The organism is Mesorhizobium sp. Primo-A (assembly GCF_003997175.1).
Lineage (GTDB): Bacteria > Pseudomonadota > Alphaproteobacteria > Rhizobiales > Rhizobiaceae > Mesorhizobium > Mesorhizobium ciceri.
In genome coordinates, this window is record NZ_RZTG01000037.1 from 1 (window position 1) to 12,493 (window position 12,493).

The window sequence follows — 12,493 nt, forward strand, 5'->3', positions numbered from 1 at the left end:
CCCCAGAGCCCCATGCGATTTCACGCCCACGGTGGACCCACCAGCGACACCCCATTCAACCCCGCGACAATATCCGACAGCGCCGGCACGAACTTCTCGCCATGGCCTGTCGTGACCGCAGTGGCAAAGCCGTTGCGCACCGCCGCCCGGCGCCCATGCTGCCCAAGCCGATGAAGCCAATGCGTTCTTTCATAAAATCCTCCTTTGGCCCGTGCCGGCGGGCTCAACTTTCGTCACCTTGCGGCGGGCACCTGTCGATGCAATGCTTCGAACAAGAATCGGCCTTCGAACAAGAAACGGCCTTTCCGAAGACTCGGACCGGAGCCCGCGCGATGGCGGAAATCCTGCTTTTCGATGCCATACCGCAGGCGCCCAATCTGCGGACCGGGCTCGTCAACACGCTGATCGCGCAGATTGAATCCGGCGATCTTGCGCCGGGCCAGCGGCTGCCGACCGAGCAGGAGATCGTCGCCGCCACCGGTGTGAGCCGCACCGTGGTGCGCGAGGCGCTGGCGGCACTGCGCGCGCGGGGACTGATCACCACACGTCAGGGGCTCGGCGCCTTCGTCGCCAAGGACCCGCTGCCACGGACCTTTTCGATCCTGCCCGACGATCTCGAATCGATCGACGAGGTGCTGCGCGTGCTGGAACTGCGCATGGGCATCGAGGTCGAAGCGACCGGCCTTGCGGCCGAGCGGCGCAGCGAAGCGGCGCTCGGCCAGATGAGCGCGCGGCTGGATGCGCTGGAAGCGGCGGTGCGTGCCGGCGGCTCCGGCTCGGAAGAGGACTTTGGTTTCCACCGCGCCATTCTCGCGGCAACGCAGAACCCCAATTTCACCCGGCTGTTCGACACGTTCGGCAGCGCCATGATCCCGCGCCAATGGACGCGGCTCGACCGGATGACCGAAGCCGAGCGGGAAAAATACCTCAACCGCATGCAGCGCGAGCATCGCGCCATCCTTGCCGCGATCGAAGCCAGGGATGTCAACGCGGCGCGGCGCGCCATGCGCAACCATTTGACCAAGAGCTATGCTCGCTTCGAAGATTTGCGCGACAAAGCTGTTCACGAATAAGGGGCAAGCCACGACTGACTGCGCGCTCATGCGGGCGCCCCTGCCACACCGCCGAGATAGAGTTCGCGCATCAGCGACATGTCGCGCAATTCGGCGATCGGCCCGGAGACGACGATGCGGCCGTTCTGCATGAGGTAGCCGCGCGCGGCGACCGCGAGCGCCAGGCCGGCATTCTGTTCGACCAGCAGCACCGAAGCGCCGAAGCGCCCGCCGATATCGAGGATGATCGCCTTGATCTCCTTGACCAGCAGCGGCGACAGGCCGAGCGACGGCTCGTCGAGCAAGAGCACGCGCGGCCGCGTCATCAGCCCGCGCGCGATCGCCAGCATCTGCTGCTGGCCGCCGCTCAGCGAGCCGCCCCGGTCGCGGCGCTTGGTGGCGAGGATCGGAAAGAAGGCAAGCATGGTCTGGAAGTCGGCCTCGACGGCCGCCTCGTCGCGGCGCGCATAGGCGCCGAGGCGCAAATTCTCCTCGACCGTCATCTCGACGAAGATTTTTCTGCCCTCCGGCACCAGCACGACGCCGCGCCTGGCCATCACATCGGCGGCGGACCCGGTGACGTCGGCGCCGTCGAAAGCGATGTTGCCCGAGCGGGGTTTGATCAGCCCGGCGATAGCCTTGAGCAGCGTCGACTTGCCGGCGCCATTGGGTCCGAGGATGGTGACGATTTCGCCTTCGGCCAATGTCAGCGAGACGCCACGGTTGACGATGGTCGGCCCATAGCCGGTGACGACATCGGAGACGGCGAGCAGGTTCACAGATCGCCTCCGAGGTAGACGTCCAGCACCTTGGGATCGGCAAGCACCTTTTCGGTCGGCCCGTCGGCGATCTTGGAGCCGAAGTCGAGCACGGCAAGGCGCCGGCACAGCATCTGCATCAGCTTCATGTCGTGGTCGATGACGCAGACCGTGATGCCATGGCCCGGCAACTGGCGAACAAGGCCGACAAGGGCAGAGGTTTCGCGGTCGTTGAGGCCGGCGGCGGGTTCATCAAGCAGAAGCAGCGACGGCCGCGTGGCCAGCGCCAGCGCCAGGCCGAGCAGGCGCAGGCTGCCGAACGGCAGCACGCCGGCTTTCTCGCCGGCAAGCGCCTTCAGGCCGACGAAGTCGAGCAGGGCCTCTGGTGTCGGCCACGGATTGGCAGTGCCGCCTGCCCTCGCATGTTCGCCAGCGATCTGGACATTCTCCAGCACCCCGAGGCCGGCAAAGGCCATCGCTTGCTGAAAGGTGTAGCCGATCCCGGCTCGCGATATGGCATGCGGCTTGAGACCGGTGATGTCGCTCCCGCGAAACAGCACGCTGCCGGCGCTGGGCTTATGAACGCCGGTGACGACGTTGAACAAAGTCGTCTTGCCCGACCCGTTGGGACCGACGACGCCGAGGATTTCGCCTTCTTCGACGGCGAGGTCGACGCCGCCAAGTGCCGTGACACCGCCGAACTGCTTGCTCAGGCCGCTGATCGCCAGGATCGGGCTCACCGCCGTGCCTCCGAGGGGGCGGTATCGCGCTCTTTCGTCTCCCGCTTCGGATTGCCCGCCAACATCGAGCGAAGCGCCCGCACGACACCGCCGATCAGGCCATCGGGCAAAAGCATGATGACTGCGATCAGGCAGACGCCGTAGACGATGCGCGACTGCACCGGATCGAGGTTGAGCACTTCCGGCAGGAAGGCGACGAGGATGCCGCCGGCCAGCGGGCCCTCGATCAGCCTTGCCCCGCCGATCATCACCATCAGCGCCAGGTAGATGCTGGGGAAAGACGAGAATTGCGAGGGCGAGATGTGGCCGAGGAAATAGGCCAACAGCACGCCGGAGATGCCGGCAAAGACGCCGCTGACGACGAAGGCGCCGATCTTGTGGCGGCCGACATTGATGCCGAGCGAGGCGGCCAGCTTTTGGTTCTCCCGGATGGCGCGCAGCGTGCGGCCATAGGAGGAGTGGATGATCGCCCAGCTCGCCACCGCCGCTGCCGTGACGAAAGCCACCACCATCAGATAGTAGCGCGTCAAATCGCTCATGTCGGCGCCGAACAGGGTGACCGGACCGGCGATGTCGAGCCCCGTGGCGGCACCGGTATAGTCGCCGCCATTGGTGAGCACAATGGCGAGCAATTGGCCGAAAGCGAAGGTCATGATGACGAAGTGATGGCCGCCGACGCGCAGCGAGGGAATGCCGACGATCATGGCGAAGACGGCACTTGCCAGGGCGGCCACCGGCAGTGCCGTCCAGAAGCCGACGCCGAAGTCCCGCGCGAGGATCGCCGCCCCGTAGGCACCGACACCGACCAGCGCCGCATGCCCCATCGACAGGATGCCGGTCTGGCCGAACAGAACCGACAGGCCGTAAAGCGCGATGACGTTGGTGCCGGCCGAAATCGCCAGCGACAGGAAGCGGTTCGAGGGCGAGGCGAGCGGCACCAGCGCGATCAGCGCCAGGATGACCAGCACCGGCAGCAGCGCGCGCAGCGGCTTGAGGGTGGCACCGCCGTTCATGACGCCATCCTCGGTCCGCTGGTGCCGCCGAACAGGCCGTGCGGGCGCACGATCAGCACCAGGATCATCAAGACGAAGGAGTAGGCATCGGTCCATTGCGAGAAGCCGTAGCCGGCGCTGAAGCCTTCAACGATGCCGAGGATGAGGCCGGCGGCGACGGCGCCATAGATGTTGCCGAGCCCGCCGATGAGCGCGACGGCAAAGCCCTTCATCACCATGGTGCCGCCGGTGAACGGCGTGATCGGGAACAGCGCGATCAGAAGCGCGCCACCAAGGCCGGCCAGCGCGCTGCCGAGCACGAAGACGCCGGTGATGTAGCGGCGCACCGGAATGCCCATCAAAGCGGCGGTGTCACGGTCCTCGACGCTGGCCCGCAAGGCACGGCCGTAGCGGCTCGCGGTGATCATGCGGAAGCTCAGCGCCACCACGGCGATGGTGATCAGTATGACCATGACGCGCACAGAAGCGATGCGTACACCGCCGACCTCCCACACCGTGGTCAGCGGGCGCGGGATGCTTTTCTGGTTGGGGTTCCAGCACAGCACGACGACATGCTGCAGGACGACGATGAGGCCGAGCGAGACGATGAAGCCGTTGGTCGGTCGCTCCAGCGTGAAGCGGAACAGGCCGCGCTCGAGCACATAGCCCATCAGCCCGACAGCCAGGATGGCCAGCACCACCGCTATGGGAAAGCCGAGGCCCGCGCTGACGGCGAGCCAAGTGACGATGCCGCCGATCATGAGGAATTCGCCATGAGCGAAATTGATGATGCCGGTGAGGCCGAAGATCAGCGTCACGCCAATGGCGATGAGCGTGATGACGCTGGCGATGGAAAGGCCGTTGAGGATTTGCTGGATGAAGATATCCACGGCGATCGAGACCTGCCTGTCTTGCAAGAAAGGGAGTTGGCGGTGGATTCCGCCAACTCGGGTATGATGAAGCTTCAGCTCTTCGGCGCTTCGGCCGGGGGCTGCTGCATGGCGCAGGAGATGGCGCCGCCGGGTGCCGCCGCGCAGACTTCCGTCGCGTGGGTGACCTGGTGGGTCTGGTTAAAGGTCAAATCATCCGAGACCACGCCCTGGTGGTGGAGGCTCAGCAATGCGTCGACCGTCTTGTCCGGATCGAAACTGTCGGCCTTCTGCCAGGCTTCGACGAGGAAGTGGACGTAATCGTGGTAGAGCAGCGACACCGACGAGGTCACGCCATGCGGCGCGCCCGCGGCGAAGTAGGCGTCGAAATAAGCCTTGGCCTTCGGGTTCGAGGACTCGCCCCAGCACACCGGGACACAGCTCATCGCCACCGGCACATCGGCGGACAGCTGCTTTTCCTTCCAGATGCCGGGGTCAACGCCGAACAGGAAGTAGCTTTTCGCCGCACCGAGTTCGAGCGCCTGCGGCAGCGCCGTCAGCGTTGAATCGCCATTGTACCAGAAGTGGATAATGTCCGGATTGAGGCTCTTGGCCCGCGTCAGGAAGGGCGAGAAATCGGTGGTATCAGGCGGATAGAAGATGATGTCCGGCACGTCCTGCCCTTCGGCCTTCAATGCCTTGTAGTAGTAGGATGACAGGAACTGGCCGGTGGCATCGTTGCCGACGATCATCACTGACTTTTTCGGCTTGAAGCCAAGTAGCGGCTCGAGCAGGGTGAGCACGCCGCGCGCGGTCGATCCGGAGCGCTGGAATTCCTGCGGCTCGGACTGGAAGAGATAGTGATCCTCGCCGCCGGGCTTGACCGAGTCCGGTGTCAAGATTTTCGCCAACGTCGAATTGCCGGCGAAATGGATGATCTTGGCCGGCTGGGTGATCTTGGCCATGGCCAGCGTGAAGTCATGCGTTTCCGAGCCGAAGATCGCCTGCACCTTCACGTCGCGCACCAGCTCCTGGGTGGCGGCGATTGCAGTGGCGATATCGGTGCGGTCATCGCGCTTGACCATTTCCAGCTTGTAGGTTTTGCCGCCGACCTTGAAGCCGCCGGCATCGTTGATCTGCTTGACGGCGAGGCCGACGCCCGCCGGCAGCGTATGGCCGGCGGAGACGAACGAGCCGGATTCGGCGGCTACGACGCCGATCTTGACAATGTTGTCTTCGGCCCACGCAGGATGAGCTAGCGCGCCAAGGCACAGGGCCGCGCCCATTTTAAGAACGGTGTTCAATTTGAGATCCTCCCGACTCCAAATGATTGCAGTCTTACAGGGTTGTCATACAACCCTGTAATCTGGTAAATCTTACAGAGAGGGATGTCAATCGCATTGCCATGGCTCCCCGAAATCAGAATCGCAGAGCCGGAATTGCCGGCAAAGCCGCAGTCAGGAACAGCAAGATGCAAGCACGGAAATTCGGCCGCACCGGCACATCAGTCAGCGAAGTCGGTTTTGGCTCATGGGCGATCGGCGCCGCCTGGGGCGAGGTCAATGACGACGACGCGGTGGCCGCCTTGCATGCAGCCCTCGACGCCGGCGTCACCTTCATCGACACGGCGGACGTCTACGGCGATGGCCGCTCGGAGAAGCTGATCGCCAGGGTGATGAAGGAACGGGGCGGTGAGCGGCCGTTTATCGCCACCAAGGCCGGAAAGCGGCTGCCGTCACAAACGGTCGAGGGCTTCAACCAGAAGAACCTGGCCGACTGGGTCGACCGCAGCCTCAAATATCTCGAGGCCGACACGCTCGACCTCGTGCAACTGCATTGCCCACTGACCGACCTCTATTACCACCCTGAAGTGTTCGAGCGCCTCGACCGGCTGGTCGAGCAAGGCAAGATCCGCAATTATGGCGTCAGCGTCGAGCGCGTCGAAGAAGCGCTGAAGGCGATGCAATATCCCGGCGTCGTCAGCGTGCAGATCATCTTCAATGCCTTCCGCCAGCGACCGGCGGAATTGTTCTTCGATCAGGCGAAAAAGCACGACGTGGCCATCATTGCCCGCGTGCCCCTGGCCAGCGGCCTGCTGTCGGGCAAGTTCAAGGCCGACACCAAATTCGAGACCACCGACCACCGCCTGTTCAACCGCAACGGCGAGGCCTTCGATGTCGGCGAGACGTTTTCGGGCGTGCCTTATGAGGTAGGCCTGGCGGCGGTCGAGCGCATCCGACCGATGGTTTCCGGCAACACGACGATGGCGAAATTCGCGCTGCGCTGGATCTTGATGTTCGACGCGGTGAGCGTCGTCATTCCGGGCGCCCGCAATCCCACACAGGCCCGTTCCAACGCTGAAGCCGCGGACCTCCCGCGGCTGTCCGATGAACTCATGGGCAAGATCCGGGACGTCTACGACCAGGACATCAAGCCCCATGTGCATCAACGCTGGTAGGCAATATCCCTCGGTATCGCGAGCGCCACATTGACGCGTCGGCAGCCTGATGTGACGAAATAGGCGTCGCCTCAGAAACCAGAGGGCTCAAGCGGTCCCAATCAATCCTGATGCCGTTTCGGGCCTCGAGCAGATGCAGTTCTCGAGCAGGATTTCGAAGCCGACCTCATGATCGCCTGAAACGAGGCTGATGCCGCACCTCAACCAGGAGGTCGACGGCGACTATCACGGCAAGTTCCTGGACCTCGCCGGTCGGTCCAACCACCTGAATCCCTGCCCCGAACGTTCCCGAAGTCCGTAATGAGCGAAATCCACATGGCACAATCTCTCTCTCGTCAATCAGGCGCTTCCTTGGCAAGGTAAGAGCAGTCACTGCTCAGCGACGACGAGATACTGTGCTCCACAATACACCACCTCTAACTCTCCACGTTTGACGCTGGGGGCAGCACCACAGCCGGGTGACGCCCTTCGCGCAGCATCAGCCCGAGAGTGTAATCAACTGCCAGCTTCACGGCACCGAGCGCGGTCCCGTCATCCCCCAGGGAACTGACAGCGATGGGTGTTGACCATGCAAGCTCTGCTGCGACGCGTTCGACGTTTTCCGTCATCAGCGGGTTTCTGCCGACACCGCCGCCGAGCACGATCAGGCCGGGGTCGAGCATGCCGATGCAGCCGGCCGCCAGCCTGCCGATATCGGCGCCATGGCGCGCGACGGCCACTACCGCCGGCGGCGAGCCCTCGAGCGCGCGTGCAAAAAGATCCTTGGCCGAGTCGGGCGGCACGCCTTCTCCTGCGGGCCAGTCGACACGGCAGCGCTCGATCAACGCCCGCGAGCCGAGATAATGTTCGAGCCCTTCACGATAGGGCGTCTCGCTGGCCGACCATGGAAACGGCATGCGGCCGATTTCGCCGGCCGCACCACCGGCGCCGCGAAACAAACGCCCCTCGGTGATGAAGCCGAGGCCGACCCGCACGCCGACCTGCAGGAAGGCGAAGGTCTGGTGGCCTTGCGCGGCGCCAAAATGCATCTCGCCGATGGCCGCGCAATTGACGTTATTTTCCAGGATGATCGGCACTTTGATACTGCGCCGCAGCAGGCCAAGCACGGCGGACGGCCCGCCGGGCCGGTCAAAACGATTGTTGGAGACGATGCGCGGCACCGCCACCGCAATGGCGCGCAGCGCGCGAAAACTCTTGGCGACCCTGGCCATGGTGGCACGCGCCACCGACTCTACGACGGCGCCGACCGCGTCGGCGTCGCCGGCTATCGCTTCCGGGATGGGTTCTTCCGCCGACGCCAGCTTCTGCGCATCCATCGAATAGGCGACGGCGCGCACCTGGGCGGCGCCGACATCGATGCCGATCGCGTAGCCGGCACCTGGACCGATGCCGTAGATCGTCGCCGTGCGGCCAATGGCGCCGCGCTCAATCCCACGCGAGGCGACGAGGCCGAGCGCGCTCAGCTCCGACACCGCCGCCGACATGGTAGGCTTCGACAGGTCGAGCATGGCGCCGAGCTTTGGCCGCGTCACCGGCCCGTGCGAGGCAAGCAGGCGCAGCACCGCCCGGGCGCTGTCGGTCAGATTGGGGATTTCCGCAGCCGCCATCTCAGCCGTTCGACCTTTGCCTGAAATCCTGTCTCCGGTCGGCGAAAGCGCATTCGCTGCCCCGACTCGAAAGCCATATCCTGTCCTCAATGCCTCATTGCTGACCGGTTTGGCAATTTCCGCGATGTCCGGACAAGGACGTCAGACTTCGGTCGGCGACCACGGCTTCAGCTTGGTATCGGTCTGGCGGTAGCGGAACACGATATCGGTGAGGCCGGCCGCGTCCTGCATGTCGCCGACAATGAGCTGGATGGCGATGATCTCCAGTATGGCATCAGCGATGGCGTTGCCGAGCGCGGGAATCGAGATCACCACCAGCCTGTCGGCTGGAGCGACATCGCTGCGCCGCGTCACCAGCACCGAGGAGCAGCCCAGCGCCGCAAGATCCTGCGCGATCTTCACCTCGCGACCGTCGCCGATGGCGATCAGTCCGGTCGCCGCATCCTGCGATTCCATCGGCCCGTGCAGATAGTTCAGCGTGTCCCATCCCGATGCCGGCACCCGCACCGCCTCGCGTATCAGCATCGCCGCCTCGCCGGCATTGGCGAAGCCGACACCGGCGGCGACGATGTCGATGGATGTTCTGCCCTGCAGCAGCCGGGCCGCCTGCCCGGCAGCGCTTTGCGCACCGGAAAGGACGGTGGCGGCTGCAGGTGACAAAGTCGTCCAGTCGAATCTGTTGCCGGCGAGCCTGTCGATCAGCATGCCGAGCGCCAGCAAGGTCCCGGTATAGCCGGTGGAGCTTGCGCCATTGTCGGCGCCAGAATCCGTGGCAAGCACAGCACCAGTCAGATCAGCCAGCGGATTGCCGCTGCCACGGCAGACCGCCAGGCGCGGCGCGCCCGACGCCTCGCGCATGACGTCGTAGATTTCGCGGCTCTGCCCGGAGGCCGACAGCGCGATGAACGCATCGGCAGCTGCATCCGTCCGGCCATAGAGATCGGTCGGCGTATAGGCAAAAGCCTTGATACCGGAGGCGCGCAGATAAAGCGCACCGGCCAGCGCCGCCTGATAGCTGGCGCCGATGCCGGCAAGCCCGATCGTCTTGCCGGCAAAAGCGCCGAGATCGAGGTCGTCAAGCGACGAGGCCACCGAACGCCGGCCGATTTCGAGACTTTCCGTCTGGCGCGCCACCGCCGGGCGATAGCCGATACGCTTCATCATTCAAACCGCTCCAATTCCCGAAGATTGGCCCTGACCGACCAGCAGTCGTCTCGCCAAGGCGACCGCACCCAGCACCGGCGGCTCGCGCAGCAGCAGCACCTGGCTCGACGGCGAGACCTTTGCCATGGCCTCGACGAATGCCGTCATCAACATCGGCTGCTCCGAGATGACCCCGCCGCCAGCCACGACAAGGGCGGGATTGGCGCCGCGTTCGATCAAGAGTTCGACCAATGCGGCCAACCCTGCCCCGCCTTCGCTGATAATACGGATAGCCAGAGCCGAGCCGGCGATCGCCGCGTCGAATACGGCATTGGCATAGCGGCCCCAGACCGCGGCACCACGCGTTTCGTTGAGCAGGATGCCAAGCTTGGTCTGGTCGTCTGTACCCAGTTCGCGCATCAGCCCGGCAATCAGCGGGTCACCATCCTGGCCCCGGTCGAGGCTGTGCCGGATTGCTTTCGCCGCCTCGCGCACCAATGCCGGCGCGCTGCCCTCGTCGCCAAGGATCCAGCCCCAGCCACCGGCTGCCAGCATCTTGCCATCGGCCGTGCGTGCCACCGCGATCGAGCCTGTGCCGGAGACGACGCCGATGCCGTCGATATAGCCAGCGGCAGGAACCATCAGCTCGGCATCGTTGACCACCTGCACCGCACCACCGGTCCTGCTAGCCAGCAGCGCCTGGAAGCGAAGGCATTGTTCACCCGTGTCGCAGCCATGCGCGCCAACGGCCAGCACAGCGGGCGCGACCCCGCCGCACAATCCCGCGACGATCCCAGCCAGTGTCTCGGCATCAGTCTCCATCTGGCGAATGCGCCAGCTCTCCGTCACCAGCACCTCGTCGGCGATGCGCTCGCCCTGGCACGCCATGATGCGCGTCTTGGTGCCGCCTATATCCACGCCTGCAATGATTTTCTGGGTCACCATATCCACCGCGCAAGCCGGGCTGCCGCGTCCAATCCACGTTAGTTAGGAAACTTTACAAACTATCTTTCCAGACGGCAAGAACTATGATTTGATAATCGTCGTAAAAAGCGCATCAAGCGCGATTGGGAGATTGCAACATGAGCAGGAGAAGGATTGGGCTGGCCCTCGCGGCCGCGTCTTTCGCATGGGGATTGGCAGCCAGCGTGGCGCATGCCACCGACATCTCGTTCTGGACCTGGCGCCAGGAAGACAAGGCCGCCTACAACGAACTTTTCGCCGATTTCACCAAGGCCAACCCGGACATCCATGTGAAGTTCGAGTCCTTCCCGGACGAGAACTATCCGACCATCGTCTCGACGGCCCTGGCCGCCGGCAAGGGTGGCGACGTCATCCACACCCACGCCTATGGCTGGCTCGAGCAGTTCGTGAAGGCCGGCTATTTTGAACCACAGGATCTGACCACGGTGCCTTCGCTCGCCAACCAGCCCGCCGATGCGCTGGTGGCCGGCACCTATCGCGCCGACAAGAAGGTCTATTCGCTGCCCTTCGCTTCGCAGACGCTCGGCCTGTTCATCAACAAGGACGTCTTCGCCAAGACCGGGTTGACCCCGCCGACCACATGGGATGAGTTCATAACCGTCAGCAAGGCGCTGAAGGACAAGGGTATTTATCCCCTCGCCAACGGCATGGGCACAAGCTGGTTCAACGAGATGTTCGTCGCCATCTTCACCAACCCGTTCCTCGGCCAGGATTTCGTCAGCGACCTGACGTTGGGCAAGACCACCTTCAAGGACCCGCGCTATGTCGCCGCACTCGGCAAGCTGCTCGAATTGCGCGACTACATGCCGCCCGGCTTCGAAGGTATCGACTATGACACCGCCGGCCAGCTGTTCATCAGCGGCAAAGCGGCGATGCTTGCCGGCGGCAGCTTCGACATCGCCAGCTATCGCACCCAGAACCCGGCCATCAACATGGACTTCGTCGCCCCGCCAGTGGTCAAGGCCGGCGATACGCCGCAGGTGACCAAGTTCTTCGACGGCGGCTATGCGGTCAACGCCAAGTCGGCCAACAAGGAGGCCGCGCTCAAGCTGGTCAACTGGATGGGCACAAAGGAGTTCGGCGACAAGTTCTCCGCTCTGCTCGGCAACATCTCGCCGATCAAGGGCGTCGTCATCAAGGACGAGCTTCTCGCCCATGTCGCCAAGTTGAACGAAACCGCCATGCCGCATATCAATGTCGTCTACTTCCGTTTCGAGAAACCGACGGGATCGGAGCTGCTGCAGGGCGACATCACCAAGATGATGTCGGGTTCGATCACCCCGGACCAGCTGGCCGCCGACCTGACCAACGGCCTCGCCAAATGGTACAAGCCTTTCCAGGGCAAGTGACATGAACAGCGGCCGGCGCCACACCACAAAAGCCTTTCCGTGGCGCCGGTCACTCTGGATCGCGTCCCTGCTGACACCGGCCCTGGTGGTCATGGTGCTGTTCGTGCTCTGGCCGCTGCTCTCAGCCTTCCGCCTTGCCTTCTATGAGTTCAACGGCTTGCAGCCGACCGGATTCATCGGCTTCGAAAACTTCCGCAAGGTGCTGTTTGAACAGCCTTACAGCGACTGGACCTGGAATGCGCTGAAGCACAACATCATCGCCTTCGTGGCGCTGATGGTGTTCGAGAACGGCACCGCTTTCCTGCTCGCCTATGCCTTGCTGAAGGCGCTGCCCGGCCACCGTATCCACCAGGTCATCGTCTTTCTTCCGGTCGTGCTGTCGGCGGTCATCGTCGGCTTCCTGTGGAAACTGTTCCTGCATCCGCTGTTCGGCCTGGTGAACCAGACGCTGGCGCTGGTCGGCATCGGCGCCATACCGTGGCTCGGCAACGAACACACCGCACTCGGCAGCGTCCTGTTCGCCAACGTCTGGCACTGGCTC

At 64.0% G+C, this 12,493-nt stretch carries 12 protein-coding genes and 1 pseudogene; 4 read left to right on the plus strand and 9 right to left on the minus strand.

Features of this window, described 5'->3' with window-relative positions:
* Window positions 1-20 precede the first annotated feature (20 nt).
* Window positions 21-146: pseudogene (locus EOC83_RS33500) on the minus strand (NAD(P)-dependent oxidoreductase); the annotation flags it as partial.
* A gap of 186 nt (window positions 147-332) precedes the next feature.
* On the opposite strand from EOC83_RS33500, the gene EOC83_RS32080 reads away from it, so the two are divergent.
* A complete protein-coding gene (locus tag EOC83_RS32080) occupies window positions 333-1,073 on the plus strand; it encodes a FadR/GntR family transcriptional regulator (protein ID WP_127326034.1) in 741 nt (246 codons plus the stop codon).
* A 26-nt stretch (window positions 1,074-1,099) separates the two neighbouring features.
* Here EOC83_RS32080 and EOC83_RS32085 read toward each other — a convergent pair whose 3' ends face one another.
* Genes EOC83_RS32085 through EOC83_RS32105 form a run of 5 tightly spaced genes read right to left on the minus strand, consistent with a single transcriptional unit; the run spans window position 1,100 to window position 5,715 of the window.
* Window positions 1,100-1,831, minus strand: a complete 732-nt coding sequence (locus EOC83_RS32085) for an ABC transporter ATP-binding protein (protein WP_082826775.1) — start codon at window positions 1,829-1,831, stop codon at window positions 1,100-1,102.
* Window positions 1,828-2,550, minus strand: a complete 723-nt coding sequence (locus EOC83_RS32090) for an ABC transporter ATP-binding protein (protein ID WP_063170668.1) — start codon at window positions 2,548-2,550, stop codon at window positions 1,828-1,830. The genes EOC83_RS32085 and EOC83_RS32090 overlap by 4 nt, the downstream gene beginning before the upstream one ends.
* Window positions 2,547-3,563: a branched-chain amino acid ABC transporter permease gene (locus tag EOC83_RS32095; protein ID WP_063170669.1), complete on the minus strand. Its 1,017-nt coding sequence runs from the start codon at window positions 3,561-3,563 to the stop codon at window positions 2,547-2,549. Before EOC83_RS32095 ends, EOC83_RS32090 begins: the two co-directional genes overlap by 4 nt.
* Window positions 3,560-4,459 carry a branched-chain amino acid ABC transporter permease gene (locus EOC83_RS32100; RefSeq protein WP_244506993.1) on the minus strand — a complete coding sequence of 300 codons (900 nt, stop codon included), beginning with the start codon at window positions 4,457-4,459 and terminating at the stop codon, window positions 3,560-3,562. Before EOC83_RS32100 ends, EOC83_RS32095 begins: the two co-directional genes overlap by 4 nt.
* A 47-nt stretch (window positions 4,460-4,506) precedes the next feature.
* Window positions 4,507-5,715: an ABC transporter substrate-binding protein gene (locus EOC83_RS32105; RefSeq protein ID WP_063170670.1), complete on the minus strand. Its 1,209-nt coding sequence runs from the start codon at window positions 5,713-5,715 to the stop codon at window positions 4,507-4,509.
* A gap of 167 nt (window positions 5,716-5,882) precedes the next feature.
* On the opposite strand from EOC83_RS32105, the gene EOC83_RS32110 reads away from it, so the two are divergent.
* Window positions 5,883-6,869, plus strand: a complete 987-nt coding sequence (locus EOC83_RS32110) for an aldo/keto reductase (RefSeq protein WP_063170671.1) — start codon at window positions 5,883-5,885, stop codon at window positions 6,867-6,869.
* A 416-nt stretch (window positions 6,870-7,285) separates the two neighbouring features.
* Here the strand turns inward: EOC83_RS32110 and EOC83_RS32115 are convergent, their stop codons facing one another.
* The 3 genes from EOC83_RS32115 to EOC83_RS32125 all read right to left on the minus strand — a co-directional run bounded on the left by EOC83_RS32115 (window position 7,286) and on the right by EOC83_RS32125 (window position 10,564).
* Complete coding sequence (locus EOC83_RS32115; protein ID WP_063170672.1) at window positions 7,286-8,476, minus strand: ROK family transcriptional regulator; 1,191 nt, start codon at window positions 8,474-8,476, stop codon at window positions 7,286-7,288.
* Between the two features lie 141 nt (window positions 8,477-8,617).
* A complete protein-coding gene (locus EOC83_RS32120; RefSeq protein ID WP_063170673.1) occupies window positions 8,618-9,640 on the minus strand; it encodes an SIS domain-containing protein in 1,023 nt (340 codons plus the stop codon).
* The gene (locus EOC83_RS32125) at window positions 9,641-10,564 is read right to left on the minus strand and encodes a BadF/BadG/BcrA/BcrD ATPase family protein (protein WP_063170674.1); all 924 of its coding nucleotides are present in this window, start codon (window positions 10,562-10,564) and stop codon (window positions 9,641-9,643) included.
* Window positions 10,565-10,701: 137 nt separating this feature from the next.
* On the opposite strand from EOC83_RS32125, the gene EOC83_RS32130 reads away from it, so the two are divergent.
* Window positions 10,702-11,952 carry an extracellular solute-binding protein gene (locus EOC83_RS32130; RefSeq protein ID WP_063170675.1) on the plus strand — a complete coding sequence of 417 codons (1,251 nt, stop codon included), beginning with the start codon at window positions 10,702-10,704 and terminating at the stop codon, window positions 11,950-11,952.
* Window position 11,953: 1 nt separating this feature from the next.
* On the plus strand, window positions 11,954-12,493 hold a 540-nt coding region (locus EOC83_RS32135), incomplete at its 3' end, for a sugar ABC transporter permease (RefSeq protein ID WP_164762433.1).